Annotated in this window: 25 protein-coding genes; 14 read left to right on the forward strand and 11 right to left on the reverse strand. The window is 50.7% G+C overall.

The annotated features are described in order from the left end of the window. Positions 1 to 2: 2 nt before the first annotated feature. The 5 genes from rutC to rutG are packed head-to-tail and all read left to right on the forward strand — an operon-like array spanning position 3 to position 3,650. The gene (gene rutC / locus HEN33_RS07515) at positions 3 to 389 is read left to right on the forward strand and encodes a 3-aminoacrylate deaminase (protein WP_176263473.1); all 387 of its coding nucleotides are present in this window, start codon (positions 3 to 5) and stop codon (positions 387 to 389) included. A 7-nt stretch (positions 390 to 396) separates the two neighbouring features. Then, the gene (gene rutD, locus HEN33_RS07520; protein ID WP_105278270.1) at positions 397 to 1,209 is read left to right on the forward strand and encodes a pyrimidine utilization protein D; all 813 of its coding nucleotides are present in this window, start codon (positions 397 to 399) and stop codon (positions 1,207 to 1,209) included. Next, a complete protein-coding gene (locus tag HEN33_RS07525; protein ID WP_032183902.1) occupies positions 1,206 to 1,796 on the forward strand; it encodes a malonic semialdehyde reductase in 591 nt (196 codons plus the stop codon). The genes rutD and HEN33_RS07525 overlap by 4 nt, the downstream gene beginning before the upstream one ends. A gap of 10 nt (positions 1,797 to 1,806) precedes the next feature. Further along, a complete protein-coding gene (gene rutF, locus HEN33_RS07530; RefSeq protein ID WP_001028095.1) occupies positions 1,807 to 2,301 on the forward strand; it encodes an NADH-dependent FMN reductase RutF in 495 nt (164 codons plus the stop codon). A gap of 20 nt (positions 2,302 to 2,321) precedes the next feature. Beyond that, positions 2,322 to 3,650 carry a pyrimidine utilization transport protein G gene (rutG, locus tag HEN33_RS07535; protein ID WP_176263472.1) on the forward strand — a complete coding sequence of 443 codons (1,329 nt, stop codon included), beginning with the start codon at positions 2,322 to 2,324 and terminating at the stop codon, positions 3,648 to 3,650. An 82-nt stretch (positions 3,651 to 3,732) separates the two neighbouring features. On the opposite strand, the gene HEN33_RS07540 is transcribed toward rutG, so the two are convergent. Next, entirely contained in the window at positions 3,733 to 3,906 is a 174-nt protein-coding gene (locus HEN33_RS07540; protein ID WP_001273658.1) for a con-10 family general stress protein, read from the reverse strand. A gap of 372 nt (positions 3,907 to 4,278) precedes the next feature. On the opposite strand from HEN33_RS07540, the gene wrbA reads away from it, so the two are divergent. Both wrbA and HEN33_RS07550 read left to right on the forward strand, forming a co-directional pair. Next, positions 4,279 to 4,875 (forward strand): NAD(P)H:quinone oxidoreductase, encoded by a 597-nt coding sequence (gene wrbA, locus HEN33_RS07545; RefSeq protein ID WP_001151437.1) that lies wholly within the window; start codon positions 4,279 to 4,281, stop codon positions 4,873 to 4,875. 20 nt (positions 4,876 to 4,895) lie between these two features. Continuing rightward, positions 4,896 to 5,123, forward strand: coding sequence for a YccJ family protein (locus tag HEN33_RS07550; protein WP_001143120.1), 228 nt, complete (start codon positions 4,896 to 4,898; stop codon positions 5,121 to 5,123). A 37-nt stretch (positions 5,124 to 5,160) separates the two neighbouring features. On the opposite strand, the gene agp is transcribed toward HEN33_RS07550, so the two are convergent. Next, positions 5,161 to 6,402 carry a bifunctional glucose-1-phosphatase/inositol phosphatase gene (gene agp, locus HEN33_RS07555; protein WP_088541670.1) on the reverse strand — a complete coding sequence of 414 codons (1,242 nt, stop codon included), beginning with the start codon at positions 6,400 to 6,402 and terminating at the stop codon, positions 5,161 to 5,163. 294 nt (positions 6,403 to 6,696) lie between these two features. Next, the gene (locus tag HEN33_RS07560) at positions 6,697 to 7,950 is read right to left on the reverse strand and encodes a hypothetical protein (protein ID WP_000535375.1); all 1,254 of its coding nucleotides are present in this window, start codon (positions 7,948 to 7,950) and stop codon (positions 6,697 to 6,699) included. A 257-nt stretch (positions 7,951 to 8,207) separates the two neighbouring features. Between HEN33_RS07560 and cbpA the strand changes: the two genes are divergently transcribed. Further along, on the forward strand, positions 8,208 to 9,128 hold the full coding sequence (gene cbpA, locus HEN33_RS07565) for a curved DNA-binding protein (RefSeq protein ID WP_105287867.1): 921 nt from the start codon (positions 8,208 to 8,210) through the stop codon (positions 9,126 to 9,128). Beyond that, on the forward strand, positions 9,128 to 9,433 hold the full coding sequence (cbpM, locus tag HEN33_RS07570) for a chaperone modulator CbpM (protein ID WP_000024566.1): 306 nt from the start codon (positions 9,128 to 9,130) through the stop codon (positions 9,431 to 9,433). Before cbpA ends, cbpM begins: the two co-directional genes overlap by 1 nt. A 151-nt stretch (positions 9,434 to 9,584) precedes the next feature. Here the strand turns inward: cbpM and torD are convergent, their stop codons facing one another. The 3 genes from torD to torC are packed head-to-tail and all read right to left on the reverse strand — an operon-like array spanning position 9,585 to position 13,899. Continuing rightward, positions 9,585 to 10,184 carry a molecular chaperone TorD gene (gene torD / locus HEN33_RS07575; protein WP_088541668.1) on the reverse strand — a complete coding sequence of 200 codons (600 nt, stop codon included), beginning with the start codon at positions 10,182 to 10,184 and terminating at the stop codon, positions 9,585 to 9,587. Continuing rightward, on the reverse strand, positions 10,181 to 12,727 hold the full coding sequence (gene torA / locus HEN33_RS07580; protein WP_176263471.1) for a trimethylamine-N-oxide reductase TorA: 2,547 nt from the start codon (positions 12,725 to 12,727) through the stop codon (positions 10,181 to 10,183). The genes torD and torA overlap by 4 nt, the downstream gene beginning before the upstream one ends. Then, positions 12,727 to 13,899 (reverse strand): pentaheme c-type cytochrome TorC, encoded by a 1,173-nt coding sequence (gene torC, locus HEN33_RS07585; protein ID WP_001230242.1) that lies wholly within the window; start codon positions 13,897 to 13,899, stop codon positions 12,727 to 12,729. Before torC ends, torA begins: the two co-directional genes overlap by 1 nt. Before the next feature lie 129 nt (positions 13,900 to 14,028). Between torC and torR the strand changes: the two genes are divergently transcribed. Next, the gene (torR, locus tag HEN33_RS07590; protein WP_001120131.1) at positions 14,029 to 14,721 is read left to right on the forward strand and encodes a two-component system response regulator TorR; all 693 of its coding nucleotides are present in this window, start codon (positions 14,029 to 14,031) and stop codon (positions 14,719 to 14,721) included. Here the strand turns inward: torR and torT are convergent. Next, a complete protein-coding gene (gene torT / locus HEN33_RS07595; protein WP_105277090.1) occupies positions 14,694 to 15,722 on the reverse strand; it encodes a TMAO reductase system periplasmic protein TorT in 1,029 nt (342 codons plus the stop codon). The two genes, torR and torT, sit on opposite strands and share 28 nt — an antisense overlap. Positions 15,723 to 15,804: 82 nt before the next feature. Between torT and torS the strand changes: the two genes are divergently transcribed. After that, positions 15,805 to 18,549, forward strand: coding sequence for a TMAO reductase system sensor histidine kinase/response regulator TorS (torS, locus tag HEN33_RS07600; RefSeq protein ID WP_176263470.1), 2,745 nt, complete (start codon positions 15,805 to 15,807; stop codon positions 18,547 to 18,549). A 71-nt stretch (positions 18,550 to 18,620) separates the two neighbouring features. After that, positions 18,621 to 19,694 carry a 4Fe-4S binding protein gene (locus HEN33_RS07605; protein WP_176263469.1) on the forward strand — a complete coding sequence of 358 codons (1,074 nt, stop codon included), beginning with the start codon at positions 18,621 to 18,623 and terminating at the stop codon, positions 19,692 to 19,694. A gap of 48 nt (positions 19,695 to 19,742) precedes the next feature. Here the strand turns inward: HEN33_RS07605 and HEN33_RS07610 are convergent, their stop codons facing one another. From HEN33_RS07610 to cspG, 4 genes are read right to left on the reverse strand one after another with little or no spacing between them, the layout of a single operon-like run. Further along, positions 19,743 to 19,916, reverse strand: coding sequence for a GnsA/GnsB family addiction module toxin (locus HEN33_RS07610; RefSeq protein ID WP_001019197.1), 174 nt, complete (start codon positions 19,914 to 19,916; stop codon positions 19,743 to 19,745). After that, a complete protein-coding gene (ymcE, locus tag HEN33_RS07615) occupies positions 19,906 to 20,136 on the reverse strand; it encodes a protein YmcE (protein WP_032193925.1) in 231 nt (76 codons plus the stop codon). The genes HEN33_RS07610 and ymcE overlap by 11 nt, the downstream gene beginning before the upstream one ends. Next, positions 20,111 to 20,299 carry a cold shock small protein YmcF gene (gene ymcF / locus HEN33_RS07620; protein ID WP_071524879.1) on the reverse strand — a complete coding sequence of 63 codons (189 nt, stop codon included), beginning with the start codon at positions 20,297 to 20,299 and terminating at the stop codon, positions 20,111 to 20,113. Before ymcF ends, ymcE begins: the two co-directional genes overlap by 26 nt. Positions 20,300 to 20,309: 10 nt before the next feature. Continuing rightward, on the reverse strand, positions 20,310 to 20,522 hold the full coding sequence (cspG, locus tag HEN33_RS07625) for a cold shock protein CspG (RefSeq protein ID WP_176263468.1): 213 nt from the start codon (positions 20,520 to 20,522) through the stop codon (positions 20,310 to 20,312). A gap of 285 nt (positions 20,523 to 20,807) precedes the next feature. Between cspG and cspH the strand changes: the two genes are divergently transcribed. Beyond that, a complete protein-coding gene (gene cspH / locus HEN33_RS07630) occupies positions 20,808 to 21,020 on the forward strand; it encodes a cold shock-like protein CspH (protein ID WP_000087763.1) in 213 nt (70 codons plus the stop codon). Positions 21,021 to 21,461: 441 nt separating this feature from the next. After that, the gene (locus tag HEN33_RS07635; RefSeq protein WP_001299283.1) at positions 21,462 to 21,767 is read left to right on the forward strand and encodes a threonine-rich inner membrane protein GfcA; all 306 of its coding nucleotides are present in this window, start codon (positions 21,462 to 21,464) and stop codon (positions 21,765 to 21,767) included. Positions 21,768 to 21,787: the final 20 nt, after the last annotated feature.

Genomic DNA, 21,787 nt, shown 5'->3' on the forward strand with positions numbered 1-21,787 from the left:
CGATGCCAAAATCCGTAATTATTCCCGCTGGCAGCAGCGCACCGCTGGCTCCCTTCGTTCCCGGCACGCTGGCTGATGGCGTGGTGTATGTCTCCGGTACGCTGGCTTTTGATCAATATAATAACGTGCTGTTTGCCGATGACCCAAAGGCGCAAACCCGCCACGTTCTGGAGACCATCCGCAAGGTTATCGAGACGGCGGGTGGCACGATGGCGGACGTGACCTTCAACAGCATCTTTATTACCGACTGGAAAAATTACGCCGCGATTAACGAAATCTACGCCGAGTTTTTCCCTGATGATAAACCGGCGCGATTCTGCATTCAGTGCGGACTGGTAAAGCCTGACGCGCTGGTGGAAATCGCCACGATTGCGCATATCGCTAAGTGAGGTGGCGATGAAACTTTCACTCTCACCTCCCCCTTATGCTGATGCGCCCGTAGTGGTATTGATTTCGGGTCTTGGCGGCAGCGGCAATTACTGGTTGCCGCAACTGGCGGTGCTGGAGCAGGAGTATCAGGTAGTCTGTTACGACCAGCGCGGTACCGGAAATAATCCAGATACGCTGGCGGAAGACTACAGTTTGGCGCAGATGGCAGAGGAACTGCATCAGGCGCTGATGAGTGTGGGGATTGAGCGTTATGCGGTGATCGGCCATGCGCTCGGGGCGCTGGTGGGAATGCAGCTGGCGCTGGATTATCCCGCATCGGTTACTGCACTGGTCAGCGTTAACGGCTGGCTACGAATAAACGCCCATACCCGCCGCTGTTTTCAGGTTCGCGAACGATTACTGCATAGCGGCGGCGCGCAGGCATGGGTGGAAGCGCAGCCGTTGTTCCTCTACCCCGCCGACTGGATGGCGGCCCGCGCCCCTCGCCTTGAAGCGGAGGACGCGCTGGCACTGGCGCATTTTCAGGGCAAAAACAATTTACTGCGTCGACTTAACGCCCTCAAACGTGCTGACTTTAGTCGCCATACGGATCGCATCCGCTGCCCGGTGCAAATCATCTGCGCCAGTGATGATCTGCTGGTGCCCTCAGCCTGTTCCAGTGAACTTCATGCCGCCCTGCCCGATAGCCAGAAAATGGTGATGCGCTATGGCGGACACGCCTGCAACGTGACCGATCCCGAAACGTTTAATGCTCTGTTGCTCAACGGGCTTGCCAGCCTGTTACATCATCGTGAAGCCGCCTGTAAGGAATTGCTATGAACGAAGCCGTTAGCCCTGGTGCGCTTAGCACCCTGTTCACCGATGCCCGCACTCACAACGGCTGGCGAGAGACACCCGTCAGCGATGAGACATTACGGGAGATTTATGCCCTGATGAAATGGGGGCCGACATCAGCTAACTGTTCTCCGGCACGGATCGTGTTTATCCGCACTGCAGAAGGAAAAGAACGTCTGCGCCCGGCGCTTTCCAGCGGCAATCTGCAAAAAACCCTGACCGCGCCCGTCACCGCGATCGTCGCCTGGGACAGTGAATTTTATGAACGGTTACCACAGCTGTTTCCTCACGGCGATGCCCGCAGTTGGTTTACCTCCAGCCCACAACTTGCCGAAGAAACAGCGTTTCGCAACAGTTCCATGCAGGCGGCCTATCTGATCGTCGCCTGCCGGGCGCTGGGGCTGGATACCGGCCCGATGTCCGGCTTTGACCGTCAACACGTGGACGACGCCTTTTTTGCGGGTAGCTCGCTGAAAAGCAACCTGCTGATTAATATCGGCTATGGCGATAGCAGCAAACTATATGCGCGTCTTCCGCGTCTGTCCTTTGAAGAGGCCTGCGGGCTGTTGTAAGGAGCAAACCATGAACATTGTCGATCAACAAACCTTTCGCGATGCGATGTCCTGTATGGGTGCGGCAGTCAATATCATCACCACGGACGGTCCAGCCGGGCGCGCCGGGTTCACCGCCAGCGCCGTCTGCAGCGTGACCGATACGCCGCCCACATTACTGGTGTGCCTGAATCGTGGGGCGTCCGTCTGGCCGGTATTCAATGAAAATCGGACGCTGTGTGTAAATACACTTAGCGCCGGGCAGGAGCCGCTTTCAAACCTTTTTGGCGGTAAAACGCCCATGGAACACCGCTTTGCCGCCGCCCGCTGGCAGACTGGTGTGACCGGATGCCCGCAACTGGAAGAAGCGCTGGTTTCGTTTGACTGCCGTATCAGCCAGGTGGTGAGCGTCGGCACCCACGACATTCTGTTTTGCGCCATCGAAGCGATTCATCGTCACGCCACCCCCTACGGGCTGGTGTGGTTTGATCGCAGTTATCACGCGCTGATGCGCCCTGCTTGTTAACCTCCTTAAGGAGACAGCTGATGGCAATGTTCGGTTTTCCTCACTGGCAGTTAAAATCGACCTCTACAGAGAGCGGCGTGGTCGCGCCGGATGAACGATTGCCGTTTGCTCAGACGGCAATAATGGGCGTTCAACACGCGGTGGCGATGTTTGGCGCGACGGTGTTAATGCCGATTCTGATGGGGCTGGATCCCAACCTTTCCATTTTAATGTCGGGGATCGGCACGTTACTGTTTTTCTTTATTACCGGCGGGCGCGTCCCCAGTTATCTCGGTTCCAGCGCGGCTTTTGTCGGCGTGGTGATCGCCGCGACGGGCTTTAATGGTCAGGGAATTAATCCGAATATCAGCATCGCGCTGGGCGGGATTATCGCCTGTGGGCTGGTTTATACCGTCATTGGCCTGGTGGTGATGAAAATCGGTACGCGCTGGATTGAACGACTAATGCCGCCGGTTGTGACGGGTGCGGTGGTGATGGCGATTGGCCTGAACTTAGCGCCTATCGCAGTGAAAAGTGTATCGGCTTCGGCCTTTGATAGTTGGATGGCGGTAATGACGGTGCTGTGTATTGGGCTGGTGGCGGTGTTTACCCGTGGCATGATCCAGCGATTATTGATTCTCGTAGGATTAATTGTCGCCTGTCTGCTGTATGGCGTGATGACCAACGTTTTAGGGCTGGGAAAAGCCGTCGATTTTACTCTCGTCAGCCATGCTACCTGGTTCGGTCTGCCACATTTTTCCACTCCTGCTTTTAATGGTCAGGCAATGATGCTGATTGCGCCCGTGGCGGTGATTCTGGTGGCGGAAAACTTAGGTCATCTCAAGGCGGTCGCCGGGATGACCGGACGCAATATGGACCCGTATATGGGGCGGGCATTCGTAGGCGATGGGCTGGCAACAATGCTTTCGGGTTCTGTCGGCGGTAGCGGCGTGACCACCTATGCTGAAAATATCGGTGTGATGGCTGTGACAAAAGTCTATTCGACACTGGTGTTTGTTGCTGCCGCCGTCATCGCCATGCTGTTGGGCTTTTCGCCGAAATTTGGCGCGCTGATCCATACCATTCCTGCACCGGTGATTGGTGGTGCTTCAATTGTTGTGTTCGGGCTGATTGCCGTCGCAGGCGCACGGATCTGGGTACAAAACCGTGTGGATTTAAGCCAGAACGGTAATTTGATTATGGTCGCAGTAACCTTAGTGCTGGGTGCGGGTGATTTTGCTCTCACGCTGGGCGGTTTTACGTTGGGAGGGATCGGTACAGCAACCTTTGGCGCGATTTTACTCAATGCGTTGTTGAGCAGAAGGTTGGTTGACGTTCCTCCGCCAGAAGTTGTTCATCAGGAGCCATAAACAGAAAACCGCCGGGGTAACCGGCGGTGATGGTTTTTTGACGAGCTACAGACAAAAATGCATGCGTCATTGATTAGCCCGGCTAGTTGTCGCTTTTACCGTGACTGCTCTTGCCACCTTTTTTACCTGCTTCAGATGCGCGCTGCGGGTCATTTTTGAAATTACCCCCGCTGTGCTGTCCACCTTTTTTACCTGCTTCTGATGCTCTTTCGCGGTCTTCTGCAAAATTGCCGGAACCGCCTCGATGGTTTGCCATTACTGACCTCCGTCTGGGTATAGACATCATATTGCATAGAATTAACGCGGCGTATGGCGGCTGCCATATTTTCGCTACGTGGGACTAAGCTTAGTGAACTGACGCGGGCAGACCCGCGTTTGGTAATATCCTGCAACAGCTTCTTAGCGAGAATAGATATCATCTCCAATAATTATCTATAAGCCGCTCTTATGATTAAAAAAACGCGATGAGATAAAAATGTGTCATTTTGCGACAAAATTGCGTGCTTGTGAAAGTTGTTATAAATCAAATAAGTGGTTGTGAAATTTGCACTCTGAAAAGGACGTCTTATCTTTAAATAAGTGGTAGCGAATCGCTACGGAATAGAGATAACACGAGGAGTGGTTAGAAATGGCTAAAGTTCTGGTGCTTTATTATTCCATGTACGGACATATTGAAACGATGGCACGCGCAGTCGCTGAGGGTGCAAGCAAAGTGGATGGCGCAGAAGTTGTCGTTAAGCGTGTACCGGAAACCATGCCGCCGCAATTATTTGAAAAAGCAGGCGGTAAAACGCAAACTGCACCGGTTGCAACCCCGCAAGAACTGGCCGATTACGACGCCATTATTTTTGGTACACCTACCCGCTTTGGTAACATGTCCGGTCAAATGCGTACCTTCCTCGACCAGACGGGCGGCCTGTGGGCTTCCGGCGCGCTGTACGGCAAACTGGCGAGCGTCTTTAGCTCCACAGGTACTGGCGGTGGTCAGGAACAAACTATTACTTCAACCTGGACGACCCTTGCGCATCACGGCATGGTGATTGTCCCCATTGGCTACGCAGCGCAGGAATTATTTGACGTTTCACAGGTTCGCGGCGGTACGCCGTACGGCGCAACCACCATCGCAGGCGGTGACGGTTCACGCCAGCCCAGCCAGGAAGAACTGTCTATTGCTCGTTATCAAGGGGAATATGTCGCAGGTCTGGCAGTTAAACTTAACGGCTAATCTTCAACAGGAGGATACGCATGCCAACTCAAGAAGCGAAAGCTCATCACGTCGGTGAATGGGCATCTCTGCGCAATACGTCGCCGGAAATAGCCGAGGCCATTTTCGAAGTCGCCGGGTACGACGAAAAAATGGCGGAAAAGATTTGGGAAGAAGGTAGCGATGAAGTGTTAGTCAAAGCCTTTGCTAAGACCGATAAAGATTCGCTTTTTTGGGGCGAACAGACCATCGAACGTAAAAACGTTTAACCAGCGACTCCCCCGCTTCACGCGGGGGAGTTTTCTGTTATTTCACCGCTTCATTCAACACGCTATCAAACTTATCCATTGGGCAGAAACCATCAGCGTCTATCGGGCAGCCAGTTAATTCCAGCGTCACGCGCTGAGCCGGAGCCTGCAACGTTAACGCGTCGGCATTACGCAACTGTTCCGAACTCTGATACACATATTCAATTTTCATCAAATCGCGATTAGCTTTGCTGTCATGCCAACGCTGGAAAACGATTTTGCCGCCAATCGGCGTGCGTTCGTTCTGGTCATGCAACTGATACGGTTTGAAATCAAGTGCCGTTAACAGAGAGGCAATGTTTGAGTCGTGCCCAACCAGTACCGTGATTTTCGGTGCACTGGCGCGATCTGTCACCAGCGCTCTGTCGATATAACTGACCAGTGGTTTCGCAACATTGCGCGCCACTTCCGGTGAGGTAAACAGGCTATCCTGGTAACCGTTTTTCAGCTTCGACAACACTTTCCACTGTTGGTCAGATTTGATTTCTCCCCACGCCACCTGATCCATCGGGAAACCTTCGTAGTATTGCAAAGTAAACGCATCTACCAGCGAGTTGCCGACTTTCAGCGGCCCGGAAACGCCCGGTTCTTGTTGATACTTCGCGCTAAAGGTGTTTTTGCCATCTACAAGCGAACACTGTTGCTTCTCTTTACAGGCAGGAGAATCTTTATAGTTAACGATTTTTTCCAGTAGCTTGTAGCTGTCGGTAAGCTGGAGTTTGCCGAGCTCTTTCTCCATTGCCGCCACCGCCTGTTCACTGAATGCGGCGGAATCATCGGTGATCACAGGGTTAAAGGTTGGGTCCATGGTGCCCATTTTTTCCTGGTGGTGGACTGGAATGTCACACCCAGGGAATGCGCCGGTAATAAAGAACTGCGCGGTCGCGACGGTACGTTGCAGGCTGTTGGCATAGGCATAAACGGTGTCCGGCGGCGGGCATTCCCCCGAATTCACCATCCCCTGCTCTGCAAGCCACTCACGCATATAGTGGCCCATATACACTTCCAGCACACCGCCTTTGGTGGTGAGCTGCCCACCGGGGACGTCCCATTCTGGCCATTTATTCGGTGTGGATTGTTCCAGCACACTGCCATTGTTCGCCAGCGGCGCACGTAAGTTATGGCGGCTCATCATGAGCACTTGCTGCAACTGATAGCCTTCCGGTACGGTTTGTGCCTGAGCATTTGAAGCGAGTAAAACTATCCCTGCCACAGCTGCGGCGATTAGCGTTTTGTTCATTCCTGGCACCTCTTTTGTTATCAATCACCAAAGAGTGTGACAGAAATATGACATTTTTCCGGGAACAGGTTCGCAAAATGGCTTGTTGAGTGCCTGTTTTTCTATATTTGTCATTAAAAAAAGGCAAGATTTGACGCAACCTATGCATGATTGGCCCCTGCCTCGTGTACGCCGTTGATGATTTCACCATGGGCTAGATAGAATATCACCGACGTTATCGATACAGGGGCAATATTTACTAATGAAAAGAGAATGTGATACTAATAAAAACTATTTTAGCACATGTCTTTATCATTAGATGGCATAACGATTTAAATAGTCCAGTTGCGCTTTCATTTCCTTATGGTTTAACTGGTATGACTGAGCAAAAAGTTCAGTAGGGAGGTAAACGTCATAATGATTGCCAGTATTCATTAAATAACCATACTCAAGATCTTCATCCGTTGAAAAGGATTCACTTCCCAAGGAGATTGATCCCACATTACAGGCAACAATAAACAATGAACAAATGCTATCTGAAAGCACAGCAAGGAAATTCTTCACCGCTTTAACCTTTTCCGGAGAGTCGGTATTTAAAACAAGCGAACCCTTGTTATCATTAAATATAAACTCGGGTAAATGCAATATGCATCTTTCGTCATTCAAGCAACTACCAATGAATTCTTTTTTAAACTTAATAAAATTCGACGCTAAAGAATTACCCATATCCTGAATTTGGTTATCAGAATGCAGATCAACGCCAAATAATGTCTTAATATCTTCCCTGAGATTAAAGAATGCTGCATCAACAAAAGACTCAATCACTTGTTTATCAACAATTTTAATAAATTCGTCGTATACTTCTTTTTGCGTCTTTTGACTACCAAGCGCCCATGAATAATCAACGTGTTTTATAACCAGTATGGCTCTTAACAGACAATATCCATCGCCATCTACAGGCGCGTATTTTAATTTATGTGCTTGATTAATTTCACTCTGAATAAAAGATATACCAGACAAATCAATACCAGTAACTGAATCATATATTCCCGGCGTATTTATCCGTTTTGGCTGGACACTCGTAATTTCATCATCATCAAAGCAATACTCAGAAAAAACATCATTACACTCATTTAAGATATCAACATATGCTATAAATTTATACCAACAGCTACTTTTAAAGCCTGCAATAGCCTGTGAAAACATACCCGGCAAGGATATATTAACAAGCTCTCTTTCTTGAAAATATTGTATAGTATAGGTAATGCCTCCTGAATCCCCTGAATAAGTGTTTGTATCATGAGTACGTAATGTTTTCATAAATGAAGATAAATCATTATCATTTTGCATTTCCTCTAATTCTGTTTCTAGTGATTCACACACCAGGCATGAAATATTTTCTTCTTTCCGCATGATTTCATTGTACAACCGCATAAAACACTCTAGTTTTTGTTCAAAAAGCGTGATTGAACATTTTTGATTTTCTTCGCGCCTGGTTTTTATATCGGCCCAGGCTGTTTTCAAATAATTATTAGCACTGCAACTTACTCCATGTATATTACTACCCATATATAGCGCCTATAAAATTTAATAAATAATGACGTCCTAGTTAAGCTTAAAGTGCCTGATTTAACTATCAAAAATCGCTCACCCTTTTACCTGTTTAAACTATGCTCAGCAATCCATCTTGACGCCACCTCCTCTCCACGATGATTTCAATAACATATTCTGTGTTGGCATATGAAATTTTGAGGATTACCCTACACTTATAGGAGTTACCTTACAGGGGTTCCTTCAATTTGTGTTGATTTACGCGAGATAACGCTATGGAACTAAAGGATTATTACGCCATCATGGGCGTGAAACCGACGGACGATCTCAAGACAATCAAGACCGCCTATCGTCGACTGGCCCGCAAATACCATCCTGATGTCAGCAAAGAACCGGATGCCGAAGCCCGCTTCAAAGAGGTCGCTGAAGCCTGGGAAGTGTTAAGTGATGAACAACGTCGCGCTGAGTATGATCAGATGTGGCAACATCGCAACGATCCGCAATTTAACCGTCAATTCCATCATGACGACGGTCAGAGTTTTAACGCCGAAGATTTTGACGATATCTTCTCGTCAATTTTCGGTCAGCATGCCCGCCAGAGCCGTCAACGCCCCGCCACCCGCGGCCACGATATTGAAATCGAAGTGGCGGTATTCCTGGAAGAAACGCTTACTGAGCACAAGCGTACCATCAGCTATAACCTGCCGGTTTATAACGCCTTTGGCATGATCGAACAGGAAATCCCGAAAACGCTGAATGTGAAGATCCCGGCGGGCGTCGGCAATGGTCAACGCATCCGCCTGAAAGGCCAGGGAACGCCGGGCGAAAATGGCGGCCCAAATGGCGATTTGTGGCTGGTGATTCATATTGCGCCGCATCCATTGTTTGATATTGTCGGCCAGGATCTGGAAATTGTGGTGCCGGTTAGCCCGTGGGAAGCGGCGCTGGGTGCTAAAGTCACCGTTCCAACACTGAAAGAAAGCATTTTGCTAACTATCCCGCCGGGCAGTCAGGCCGGGCAACGATTACGCGTTAAAGGCAAAGGCCTGGTGAGCAAAAAACAGACCGGCGATCTGTATGCGGTACTGAAAATCGTGATGCCGCCGAAACCGGATGAAAATACGGCCGCGCTGTGGCAGCAACTGGCAGACGCCCAGTCGTCTTTTGAACCACGTAAAGATTGGGGGAAAGCATGATGGCTAATGTTACGGTGACTTTTACTATTACCGAATTTTGCCTACATACCGGCATCTCTGAAGAGGAATTGAATGAAATTGTCGGTTTGGGGGTGGTTGAACCGCGAGAGCGCCTGGAAACAACCTGGGTATTTGACGACCATGCCGCCATTGTGGTGCAACGTGCGGTACGCCTGCGTCATGAACTGGCTCTGGACTGGCCGGGGATCGCGGTGGCGCTGACGTTAATGGATGATATTGCGCACCTGAAGCAGGAAAACCGCTTGCTGCGCCAGCGGCTTTCCCGGTTTGTGGCTCATCCGTGAGTTTGTTGCCTGATGCGACGCTTAACGCGTCTTATCAGGCCTACAAAGCGCACTGTCCCCGTAGGCCGGATAAGGTTCATGCCGCATCCGGCGGATCTGCCTTAATGTCTAATGCGACGCTCAACGCGTCTTATCTGGCCTACAAACGGCATTATCTGTTTTGGTTGTCGCACTCCACTAACGCCAGCAATAACTGGCTTAGTGCCGCGTAAAAACCAAAGCTATCATACTGATGGCAACACGCCGCAAACTCCGGTAACCATTGTCGCAGCGCCGTCAGTGTTTTTTGCCGCAGATTGTCGATTCTTCGCGCAGGAACGGTCCCCTCTCCCAGCGAAAAATGCAGATGACTCAACAACTCGAGATAGATCGCCAGATGATCTGCCGGTTCGTTGAAATTGCCGCTGGTTTCCATCCCTGCCTCAACTAACAAGCGTTTAATCTCTTGCTCGTCCTGTTTGTAGGCCGATGCATAAGGCAGCGCCGCTTGTTTGTCGGTCATCAGAAACAGGCCGCAAAAGTCAGCGGCCAGTTCCAGACGGGCGTCGTCACGCACTGTCAGAGCGGCAATTTTAGTTTCCAGCTCGTTTACCGCCGCAGTGAGCGGCGGTTCGCTTTTTAGCAACGAAAACCATTCAGCCATCTGCGCACTGGCGATTTGCGTTAGTTGTTCATCGTCCAGCTCACGGGAGAACAACTGCGCCAGCCAGGCGTAGACACAGGCAATCTGTTGTGCTGTCAGCGTGGTCATGATTTCACCTGCGACGCGGGAACATATTCGCACTGCGCCACCATCTCAACGGGGCCGTTAAACGCCGTCACTTGTTCCACTGTTCCGTTGTACTTCTCAATTTCCACCAGCGTGGTATGTGCACTGGTCGCCTGCGCCAGCTGCGAAGTACCGATGTCGATGGTCAACACGTTGGGGTTACCGTATTTACACAGTGCACCAGGCTCGCCGCCTTTATCTGGATCGTACCATGCCCCTTCGTGAATTCGTGCCACGCCGGGTGCATAGCGGTCAGAAACCACTGCTCCAGCCAAGACCTGACCACGAGCGTTAAAGACGCGTACCACATCACCGTTACGAATACCGCGCGCACTGGCATCCTGCGGGCTAATAAATACTGGCTCTTTACCCGCGACCGTATATTGCTGACGCAGCGTTTCTGACTCACATAACTGCGAGTGAAGTCGGAAATCCGGATGCACAGATTGCAGATGCAACGGATACTTCTGCGAGCCGGGCCCACCGTGGGAGCGTTCGATTTTCTCAAACCACATCGGATGCCCCTGACAATCGTCGTAGTTCATGTCGGCAATGGTTTTTGAGTAGATCTCAATCAGGCCACTCGGCGTGCCTAGCGGTTCGAGATCCGGATCTTCCCGGAATGCCTGGTGGCGAACAAACATCTGCGGATGATCAAACTCGACGTACTCTTTCTTATTCCAGAAGTCATCAAACGCTGGCAGATGAACACCGCGTCCTTTGCCCTGTTGTACACCTTCTTGCCAGATGCGTTTCAGCCAGCCCATTTCGTCCAGCCCTTCGGTAAAGGCTTCTTCACGATTAAAGCGACGGCACAGCTCGCGGAAAATATCAAAGTCGTTGCGCGCCTCGAACTGCGGCGGCACCACCTGTTTCATGGCGATAATGCCACGGTTGGAGTGGTTGCCATACTGGTCGAGATCGTTACGCTCAAACTGCGTGGTCGCAGGCAGCACGATATCGGCAAAGCGGCAGGTTGAGGTCCACTGGTTATCTATGGCGATAACCGTTTCCAGCTTGCGCCAGCCTTCAATAATGCGGTTGATCTGCTGATGGCGATGGAACGGGTTAGTTCCGGCAAAAATACACATTTTCAGCGGCGGCAGTTTTACCGATTTACCGTTCCAGTTGATCACTTTTCCCGGTTCGAGGATCGCATCGACAAAACGGGCAATCGGAATAGTGCTGCTATAGCCTTGGTAGTCGCTGTTGTCGTGAACAGGTGGAATCGACGTAGAGCCGGAGAAACCACTCAAAATAACGCCTTTACGCCCCGGCGTGCCTGCGCCGTTATAGTGCCAGCCAAAACCAAAGCCACCACCTGGCAGGCCAATTTGCCCCAGCATCGCCGCCAGTACCACAATCATCCACGCCCACTGTTCACCGTGCTGCATACGCTGTACGCACCAACCAGCAATAATCTGCGTTCTGTTCGCCGCCATCTGCCGCGCCAGTCCACGAATGGTTTCGGCATCAATGCCGGTCAGTTTTTCAGCCCATGCGGCATCTTTCGGCTGACCGTCTTTCTCGCCCAGCAGATAGGGCAGGAACTGCTCAAAACCCACACAGTAGTTAGCGAGGAAGTTTTTGTCGTACAGGTTTTCGCTGTACAACGTATGCGCCAGCGCCAGTTGCAGCGGCACGTCAGTTTGCGGGTTAACCGCAATGTGCTTCACATGCTCGCGTCCCAGATACTCATGAGTGGATGTAACAACCGGATCGATGCTGATGACCTGAATTTCACCGGCGGCGACTTTCGCTTTCAACTGCGCGTAATATTCATAAACATCGTGATCCGGGCACCACCAGTTCGCTTGCTGGTTTTTCAGCAAATCGGAGCCCCACAGCACAATGGTTTTGCTGTTCTGCAATACCAGCGGCCAGGAGGTTTGCTGTTCATACACTTCCATTGAGCCAACTACACGCGGCAGGATCACCTGCGCAGCACCGGTGGAGTAATCCCCACCCGTACCAACGCTATTACCATGTAAGGCAATCGCTTTCGCCAACATCCCCGACGCGTTATGGAACATCCCCGTCGACTGCCAACCACTGGCGGTCAACAAGGCACTCGGCCCGTGAGTTTTCTGTACGCGTTCCAGTTCTTCATAGAACATGTCGAGGGCTTCATCCCAGCTCACGCGCACAAAACGGTTATCACCTCGCTGGGAGGTGTCGCTCAGATGGCGCTTACGTAGCCAGTCCACGCGTACCATCGGATAACGAATACGCGCCGCGTTGTGTACGTGGTCCGGCAATCCGGCGATCATTTTCGACGGATATTTATCCAGTTCGAACGGTTTTGCCGCCACAAAGCGACCATCCTTCACCGTCGCGCGGATAGCCCCCCAGTGCGACCCGGTAAGAATGCCCTCTTTCGAGGTGACAGCCTCAGTCGCCGCTTGCGCCGCAGTCGCACGGCGCGGCGTTAACAATGACGACCCCAGCATCCCGGCGACAGTTAAGCCGCCGAGTTGTGCCAGAAAACGTCGACGTGATGCCTGAAAGAGATCGTTATTGTTCATTATTTTTCTTCCTTCTTATCGCCGTGAGCCTTACCTGCGGTATCAGACGCATTCATTTGCAGATATTTCAGCAAGGTGCGTTCTTCACGTTTATCGAGGCTGGTAAAGCCAATCATGCCGTTGAGCGTGCCAATCCAACCATTAGCGTCGAAGTGGGCGATTTCCGGTGCGCCGTGGCATTGATTACAAGTGCCGTTGTACAGCGAATCCGCATAAGCCCAGATCGGTTTGATATCGTTCACCATGTCGCCTTTCTTCATCCACGCGGTGGCCTGCAATTTGCTCCACTCGGTATTGGTATCGGCAACGGTGGTTTTCTCCAGCGTTTTCACCTGCTGCTGAACATCGCCACGAATCGAGGCAACAAAGATGCGTTTGCCAGGGAACTGGGTGAGTACACGCTGACGTCCTGCGCTTTCCGTCCAGCCAGTGATTTCAATTTGCAGCCAGTCGCCGTCACGTTTAAGGACTTTCACTTCCGAAGCAGGCAGCAGAGAACCAGACGCTTCTTTATCGCCTTTCGCCGCATAAATTGGCTTAATATCAATGGAGTACAGCGTATCACCACTATCATTTGCACTGGCGCGCAGCTCATCGAATTGCTTACGGAAGCCACTACTCATATCAGGTAACTGGTGGGCAATACCTTTATGACAGTCGATGCAGGATTGATTATCTTTCGCTGCCACCTTCATCTGACGCGCCGCTTCAGGATGCTGCTTCGCATGATCCATCGCGTCGTAGTTATGGCAGGAGCGGCAGGTTGCCGAGTTGTTTTCTTTCATTCGCGCCCATTCACGCTCGGCAAGTTCCGCGCGTTTGGCTTCGAATTTCTCAGGTGTATCAATGGAGTGGGCAATAAAGGTCTGGTAGATGTCGTTGCTCGCTTCCAGTTTACGCTTCACCATGCCTGGAATATCCGGCGGGATATGGCAGTCATGGCATTCAGCTCGCACGCCGGAGGCGTTCTGGAAATGCACCGACTGTTTATATTCTTCATACACCGGTTGCATACTGTGGCAACTGACACAAAATTCGGTTGTGCTGGTGACTTTGATCCCCACGTGAGGTAACACAATCAGCGCAATGCCAATCACAATCCCAATAGCGACCAGCGCCAGTACCGACCAACGAGCACTGGGTCGGCGTAACGCGTTCCAGAGTTTCCTCATAATAGCCCCTGTAAAATTATGGTTTAGTGAAGCGATCTTAATAAGCAAATATGAACAGCGGCACTGGTCAGGATGAACGGCTTACGGCAGAATATGAACAGATATGAACAGAATGAGTAAAACTCTCTGATGCCACATCACATTGTTATTGTTGAAGATGAGCCGGTTACCCAGGCGCGATTACAAACCTACTTCACTCAGGAGGGGTATACGGTTTCCGTTACGGCGAGCGGTGCCGGGCTGCGTGAAATTATGCAAAACCAGCCAGTGGATTTAATTCTGCTGGATATCAATTTGCCCGATGAAAATGGCCTGATGTTAACCCGCGCCCTGCGGGAACGTTCGACGGTGGGTATTATTCTGGTTACCGGACGCAGCGATCGGATTGACCGTATTGTTGGGCTGGAAATGGGCGCAGACGATTACGTTACCAAACCGCTGGAACTGCGCGAACTGGTGGTACGGGTGAAAAATCTGCTCTGGCGAATCGACCTCGCGCGACAAGCTCAACCGCTCACTCAGGACAACTGCTATCGCTTTGCCGGTTATTGCCTGAATGTGTCGCGCCATACGCTGGAGCTTGATGGCGAACCGATTAAACTAACCCGCGCAGAGTATGAAATGTTGGTGGCATTTGTGACTAATCCGGGCGAAATTCTCAGCCGTGAACGTCTGCTGCGTATGCTTTCTGCGCGCCGGGTGGAAAACCCCGATCTGCGCACCGTCGATGTGTTAATTCGTCGTTTACGTCATAAACTCAGCGCGGATTTACTGGTGACACAACATGGCGAAGGTTATTTCTTAGCCGCTGATGTGTGCTGATAAAAATAGACCGGACGAAATCCCCCTGGTGACAGCGAGCGGCGGATATGTTCGCGGTCGGCATTTTTCGGCGTCAGGACTAAAATCGGTGGGCTGACATTATCAGACACCGATAGTCCCTGTAATTGCCTGATCGCTTGCTCAACCGCCAGTTCCCCCTGCCAGACCATTTGATCGCTGGCAGCCATGATCACTCTTCCCCGCTTTAGTCCGCGATACACCTGATGTGAAAGATAAAATGACACCACGGTCAGCGGCGTTTTCAGGTTGCGCCCTTCACCCATTGCCGCCTCTGCCGCAATCGCCGTTCCGGCCACAACGTCGATTTCTGGATGGCGCTCCAACATCTCCTGCAACAGGTTACGCTGGATTTCAATATCGTTGTCGCCGAGCGCAATATCGACAATACGCACCGGGCTTCCGGCAATGGCGGCGCGGAAACCCTCTACCATCTCCTTACTGCCCCCGGCGTTATCGGGGCCGGGCATCAACAGCACGTTCAGTGGTTTACCGTGGCTCCATTGCACCAGATATCGCCCTGGTTGATAGCCCATCTGAAACCACGGCACACCAACGCGGCTTTTCACTTGGGGAGCATCAATAGCATTTACCAGTTCGATCACCGGAAGACTTGCTACCTGCTTTTGCAGGTCGGGAAATGACGTCGTGCTACTTCCGAGCAAGATGGCCTCTGCCCCCCACTGTTTGCACTGGTCGATTTGTGCTTGCTGGGTAGCCAACTGGCTGTAGCCGCCTGCCTCCAGCACTTTTAAATCCACACCGTAGCGGCGAGCAGCCTCCTGCATACCATAGTTCAACGATAACCAGTATGAATCTTTCAGGCTGGGATAAAGCGCGCACAGTTTCCATGCGCGTTTGGCTTTAAGCGGCATAGAGGCTTGCACCGTGAAATGCTGCGCATCATGCCAGCGCAACAAGTTATCAGCCGAAAAACCAGGCCACATGAAAAGGGAAAGAAGTAACAATAGCAGTACGCGCATGATAGCCTCATCAATGATAAGGCTTTATGCTAGATGCATTCCGCTTTGCGACTCAACCTTTTTCACCTTAAGTACACTGACCGTGAATTTAACCCTGACCCGAAGACTCTGGATGGGCTTTGCCCTGATGGCGCTGTTAACCCTGACCAGTACCCTGGTGGGATGGTACAACCTGCGCTTTATCAGCCAGGTGGAAAAAGACAATACTCAGGCATTGATTCCTACCATGAATATGGCGCGCCAGTTGAGCGAAGCCAGCGCCTGGGAACTTTTCGCCGCCCAGAACCTGACCAGTGCCGATAACGAAAAGATGTGGCAGGCGCAGGGGCGAATGCTCACCGCACAAAGCCTGAAGATTAACGCGTTGCTGCAAGCGTTACGGGAACAAGGTTTTGATACCACCGCTATTGAACAACAGGAGCAGGAGATCTCCCGTTCGTTACGTCAACAAGGGGAACTGGTGGGGCAGCGTTTGCAACTGCGCCAGCAACAACAGCAACTCAGCCAGCAGATAGTCGCTGCTGCCGATGAGATCGCACGCCTGGCGCAAGGTCAGGCGAATAATGCGGCGACCTCTGCCGGAGCGACCCAGGCCGGGATTTACGATTTGATCGAACAACATCAGCGTCAGGCCGCAGAAAACGCACTTGATCGGCTGATTGATATCGATCTTGAGTACGTTAACCAGATGAATGAACTGCGCCTTAGCGCCCTGCGGGTGCAGCAAATGGTGATGAATCTGGGGCTGGAACAGATCCAGAAAAATGCGCCAACGCTGGAAAAGCAACTCAATAATGCGGTTAAAATTCTGCAACGTCGGCAAATACGCATTGAAGATCCCGGTGTTCGTGCACAGGTCGCGACAACGTTAACTACCGTTAGCCAATATAGCGATTTGCTGGCGCTGTATCAGCAGGACAGTGAAATCAGCAATCACCTGCAAACTCTCGCCCAAAATAACATCGCCCAGTTCGCGCAGTTTAGTAGCGAAGTCAGTCAACTGGTCGACACCATTGAGCTGCGTAATCAGCATGGCCTGGCGCATCTGGAAAAAGCCAGTGCACGCGGGCAATACAGCCTGTTATTGCTGGGGATAGTTTCTCTTTGCGCACTGATTCTGATCCTCTGGCGCGTGGTTTATCGCTCAGTCACGCGTCCCCTTGCCGAACAAACGCAGGCGCTGCAACGACTGCTGGACGGTGATATCAACTCCCCTTTCCCGGAAACCGCTGGCGTGCGGGAGCTGGACACCATCGGGCGGCTGATGGATGCGTTTCGCAGCAGTGTTCATGCGCTTAATCGCCACCGCGAACAGCTGGCGGCGCAGGTAAAAGCGCGCACAGTCGAATTGCAGGAATTGGTGGTCGAACATCGACAGGCACGGGCGGAAGCAGAAAAAGCCAGCCAGGCAAAATCGGCGTTTCTGGCGGCAATGAGCCATGAGATCCGCACACCGCTGTACGGTATTCTCGGCACCGCGCAACTGCTGGCAGATAACCCCGCACTTAATGCCCAGCGTGATGATTTGCGGGCAATTACTGACTCTGGTGAATCGTTGCTGACCATCCTCAACGATATTCTCGATTATTCGGCTATCGAAGCAGGCGGCAAGAATGTTTCGGTCAGCGATGAACCCTTTGAACCGCGCCCGTTGCTGGAAAGTACCCTGCAATTAATGAGCGGACGGGTGAAAGGTCGCCCGATTCGCCTGGCAACTGAAATTGCCGACGATGTACCGACTGCGTTAATGGGCGATCCGCGACGAATTCGTCAGGTCGTTACCAACCTGTTGAGCAACGCCCTGCGTTTCACTGACGAAGGGCACATTATCCTGCGTAGTCGCACTGATGGCGAGCAATGGCTACTCGAAGTAGAAGACAGCGGCTGCGGTATTGATCCCGCGAAACTGGCAGAAATCTTCCAGCCATTTGTTCAGGTAAGCGGCAAACGCGGCGGCACCGGGCTGGGGCTGACTATCAGTAGCCGTCTGGCCCAGGCGATGGGTGGCGAACTGAGCGCCACCAGTACGCCGGAGGTTGGAAGCTGTTTTTGTTTACGCTTGCCGTTACGTATTGCCACGGCACCCGTGCCCAAAACAGTCAATCAGGCGGTACGTCTGGACGATTTGCGTTTGCTGTTAATTGAAGATAACCCGCTAACCCAGCGAATTACCGTCGAAATGCTGAACACCAGTGGTGCGCAGGTCGTTGCGGTAGGAAATGCCGCGCAGGCAATAGAGGCATTGCAAAATAGCGAACCGTTTGCTGCCGCACTGGTGGATTTTGATCTGCCGGATATAGACGGCATTACCCTTGCCCGGCAACTGGCACAGCAATATCCGTCACTGGTTTTGATTGGCTTTAGCGCCCATGTCATCGACGAAACACTGCGCCAGCGTACCAGTTCACTATTTCGCGGGATTATCCCTAAACCGGTGCCGCGTGAAGTGCTCGGTCAGTTACTGGCGCACTATCTCCAACTGCAAACCAGTAACGATCAACCGTTGGATATATCGCAACTCAATGAAGATGCTCAGTTAATGGGAACAAAGAAGATCCACGAATGGCTGGCATTATTTAAACAACATGCCCTGCCGCTTCTCGATGAAATCGACATTGCCCGCGCCAGTCAGGATAGCGAGAAAATAAAGCGTGCCGCGCATCAGCTAAAAAGCAGTTGCTCAAGTCTGGGAATGCGTAGCGCCAGCCAGTTATGCGCACAACTGGAGCAGCAGCCATTATCTGCCCCCCTTCCACACGAAGACATTACACGCAGTGTTGCCGCTCTGGAAGTATGGTTGAATAAGAAAGACCTGAACGCGATTTGAATCAATATCAGCCAGTTAAGAACAACTAGAATAGTGGCATTTGGTATGCAACTTAACGGACTGGCAAAATCATGGCAGAGAAAAGAAGAACCCGCTGGCAGCGGCGGCCAGGCACGACGGGCGGCAAATTACCGTGGAATGACTGGCGCAATGCCACGACCTGGCGTAAAGCGACGCAATTATTACTGTTGGCAATTAATATTTATATTGCCATCACGTTCTGGTATTGGGTGCGCTATTACGAAACGGCAGGTAGTACGACATTTGTCGCCAGGCCAGGAGGCATCGAAGGCTGGCTACCGATTGCCGGTCTGATGAATCTGAAATATAGCCTTGCAACAGGCCAGTTACCGTCCGTCCACGCCGCCGCGATGCTGTTATTGGTCGCTTTTATCGTCATCAGTCTATTACTAAAAAAGGCCTTTTGTTCATGGTTATGCCCGGTTGGTACGCTTTCTGAATTAATCGGCGATCTCGGTAACAAACTGTTTGGTCGGCAATTTGTCCTTCCCCGCTGTCTGGATATTCCTCTGCGCGGCGTGAAGTATTTGCTGTTGAGTTTTTTTCTCTATATCGCGTTATTGATGCCCGCTCAGGCTATTCACTATTTTATGTTGTCGCCCTACAGCGTGGTGATGGACGTTAAAATGCTCGATTTCTTTCGTCATATGGGGACCGCGACATTAATCAGCGTGACCGTTTTGCTGATTGTCAGTCTGTTTATTCGCCATGCCTGGTGTCGTTATCTTTGCCCATATGGCGCGCTGATGGGCGTGGTTTCGCTATTGTCGCCGTTTAAGATTCGTCGCAATGCCGAAAGTTGTATCGACTGTGGCAAATGCGCAAAAAATTGCCCATCGCGGATCCCGGTCGATAAATTAATTCAGGTACGAACCGTGGAATGTACCGGTTGTATAACTTGCGTAGAGTCATGTCCGGTAGCCTCAACATTGACCTTTTCACTGCAAAAACCTGCGGCAAATAAAAAAGCCTTTGCGTTGTCTGGCTGGTTAATGACGCTACTGGTTCTGGGGATTATGTTTGCGGTGATTGGTTACGCAATGTATGCGGGAGTATGGCAAAGCCCGGTGCCGGAGGAATTGTACCGACGCTTAATTCCGCAAGCGCCAATGATTGGTCACTAAATTAGCAACAAGCGGAACATCACCTCGCACGGGGTGATGTTCACAAAATCACATTATTTTGATTTTGACATCATAGCTTTCAAGCCCGGTCATTTTTTCTCGTGCGGTGAAGCGAATTTCAGAGACTTCTTTCCCTGTATTCTTGTTCAGCTCGGCGATTTTTTGCGCGATAAAGTCAGCGATTTCCGTTTCGGCTTGTTTTTTTAACTCTTCAATATTCACTGTTAACCTCTTCTGGTCTTAAAAGACAGCAACACGCCAGTAAGGTGTTGGTTCCCGGTACCCTGGTCAGGTAAGAAATGTTATAAGCCATCTCCCCTAAAGATTCAATAATCAACAGGTTATCGCTTACTATACATACAGCGTTGAAGAAAAATAAGGCAGATATAAAAAAGGCTCCACGAGGGAGCCTGATCTTATTTTGTGAAATCCAGCGGCGCATGGTCAGTGCGTATTTGCAGCGCGACGTTATCAAAGGTGATCATCGTCGATTTACAAAAAATACACTTTGCCCCTAAAGGATTTCGCTCCGTCACATCGAATGCCGATGTGCGGTACTGTGAACCATGACAACATGGACAGCGGAAATGGAGATGTTGAGTAATAACGGCAACCTTAGAGCGTAACAACGTTCGCTGCCGCGGGACCACGTTGCCCCTGCTCAATAGAAAATTCAACTTTCTGATTTTCGTTCAGCGAGCGGAATTCATTGCTCTGGATGGCGGTGAAATGGACGAAAACGTCTTTGCTGCCATCATCAGGAGTGATAAAGCCAAAACCTTTATCTGCGTTAAACCATTTTACTAAACCAGTCATTTTATTAGACATATTTTACTTCCTTCATTTTGGGCCTTTCGGCAAACAGGGCTTTAATACAGAAACTACTTAGTGTTCAGGAGAGAGACTCAAAAGAAGGGGATAATGCCTGATAATGAGAACTGCTTTAGTAAACTACTTTGTATGCTGTCTGTCTTTCAAACCGACGCAGCTATTAACGCATGATAATTGAGATTAAGCAATTTTTATTTTAGCCGTCCGGCGGTCTTAAATATCGCTGGCTTTATTTTATTAACCCCGTATAGTGCAGCGCAGTATTTTCAGTAAGGAATTTGTTTGTCCCGTAAAATGACAGGAATTGTCAAAACCTTTGATCGCAAAAGCGGCAAAGGATTCATTATCCCCTCCGACGGTCGTAAAGAAGTCCAGGTCCATATTTCCGCATTCACTCCCCGCGACGCAGAAGTGCTTATACCAGGATTACGCGTGGAATTTTGCCGCGTAAATGGCCTGCGAGGACCAACAGCGGCAAATGTTTATCTCTCTTAAGATGACGCAGCTTGTTTAAAGCTGGCTGTTTTTATTAAAAAAGCTCAATAGTCAACATCGCACATTATAACAAAAGTTACTTTCACCCCAGAAAACAAATCCATTTGGCCGAATATCTCTGCACCTAATAGTTATAAATGCTACTTAACAGTCAATCATAGTACCGTTTGAAACTATATCACCAACAATAGTTAATAGCTTTCTTAACAATTTTCTTATCTTTAATTTGTATTTTGCTAAGATTTATCTTATGCTCACAAGTCGTATTTCCAGAGGGAAATCGTTAACAATCTTATATTTCTCTCTGCGCGCCTTTCCCACTCGCGGTATATAGTACCGACAGTATGCGGAAAGGGAGATTTCACAAGGATGTTATACTCAAAGTAGACAATCCTGATCTCAAGCGTACGTATTGTCCATGCGATGAATAAAGGAAAAGTTATGAAACACAAGCTTTCTGCAATCCTTATGGCCTTCATGTTGACGACGCCAGCTGCGTTTGCTGCACCAGAAGCAGCAAACGGGACCGAGGCAACGACGGGTACTACTGGCACCACAACGACCACTACTGGTGCCACTACGACTGCTGCTACCACCGGTGGCGTAGCTGCTGGCGCTGTCGGCACGGCGACGGTTGTCGGTGTGGCAACGGCTGTTGGTGTGGCGACTTTGGCAGTAGTTGCAGCAAATGACAGTGGCGATGGCGGTTCTCATAACACCTCAACCACCACGTCCACTACGCGCTAATACTGCTTTAACGCGTCAAA

Source organism: Escherichia sp. 94.0001, from assembly GCF_013369155.2.
Classification (GTDB): Bacteria; Pseudomonadota; Gammaproteobacteria; order Enterobacterales; family Enterobacteriaceae; genus Escherichia; species Escherichia coli_F.

Bases quoted from the DNA above. Each gene is read 5' to 3' on its own strand.
- HEN33_RS07605 (WP_176263469.1), top strand. From the start codon at position 18,621: ATGGCAGAGAAAAGAAGAACCCGCTGGCAGCGGCGGCCAGGCACGACG.
- HEN33_RS07540 (WP_001273658.1), bottom strand. From the start codon at position 3,906: ATGGCAAACCATCGAGGCGGTTCCGGCAATTTTGCAGAAGACCGCGAA.
- torT (WP_105277090.1), bottom strand. From the start codon at position 15,722: ATGCGCGTACTGCTATTGTTACTTCTTTCCCTTTTCATGTGGCCTGGT.
- rutF (WP_001028095.1), top strand. From the start codon at position 1,807: ATGAACATTGTCGATCAACAAACCTTTCGCGATGCGATGTCCTGTATG.
- HEN33_RS07635 (WP_001299283.1), top strand. From the start codon at position 21,462: ATGAAACACAAGCTTTCTGCAATCCTTATGGCCTTCATGTTGACGACG.
- rutD (WP_105278270.1), top strand. From the start codon at position 397: ATGAAACTTTCACTCTCACCTCCCCCTTATGCTGATGCGCCCGTAGTG.
- rutC (WP_176263473.1), top strand. From the start codon at position 3: ATGCCAAAATCCGTAATTATTCCCGCTGGCAGCAGCGCACCGCTGGCT.
- HEN33_RS07560 (WP_000535375.1), bottom strand. From the start codon at position 7,950: ATGGGTAGTAATATACATGGAGTAAGTTGCAGTGCTAATAATTATTTG.
- HEN33_RS07550 (WP_001143120.1), top strand. From the start codon at position 4,896: ATGCCAACTCAAGAAGCGAAAGCTCATCACGTCGGTGAATGGGCATCT.
- torA (WP_176263471.1), bottom strand. From the start codon at position 12,727: ATGAACAATAACGATCTCTTTCAGGCATCACGTCGACGTTTTCTGGCA.
- agp (WP_088541670.1), bottom strand. From the start codon at position 6,402: ATGAACAAAACGCTAATCGCCGCAGCTGTGGCAGGGATAGTTTTACTC.
- cspG (WP_176263468.1), bottom strand. From the start codon at position 20,522: ATGTCTAATAAAATGACTGGTTTAGTAAAATGGTTTAACGCAGATAAA.
- torC (WP_001230242.1), bottom strand. From the start codon at position 13,899: ATGAGGAAACTCTGGAACGCGTTACGCCGACCCAGTGCTCGTTGGTCG.
- cbpM (WP_000024566.1), top strand. From the start codon at position 9,128: ATGGCTAATGTTACGGTGACTTTTACTATTACCGAATTTTGCCTACAT.
- torD (WP_088541668.1), bottom strand. From the start codon at position 10,184: ATGACCACGCTGACAGCACAACAGATTGCCTGTGTCTACGCCTGGCTG.
- rutG (WP_176263472.1), top strand. From the start codon at position 2,322: ATGGCAATGTTCGGTTTTCCTCACTGGCAGTTAAAATCGACCTCTACA.
- HEN33_RS07525 (WP_032183902.1), top strand. From the start codon at position 1,206: ATGAACGAAGCCGTTAGCCCTGGTGCGCTTAGCACCCTGTTCACCGAT.
- wrbA (WP_001151437.1), top strand. From the start codon at position 4,279: ATGGCTAAAGTTCTGGTGCTTTATTATTCCATGTACGGACATATTGAA.
- torR (WP_001120131.1), top strand. From the start codon at position 14,029: ATGCCACATCACATTGTTATTGTTGAAGATGAGCCGGTTACCCAGGCG.
- ymcE (WP_032193925.1), bottom strand. From the start codon at position 20,136: ATGCGCCGCTGGATTTCACAAAATAAGATCAGGCTCCCTCGTGGAGCC.
- cbpA (WP_105287867.1), top strand. From the start codon at position 8,208: ATGGAACTAAAGGATTATTACGCCATCATGGGCGTGAAACCGACGGAC.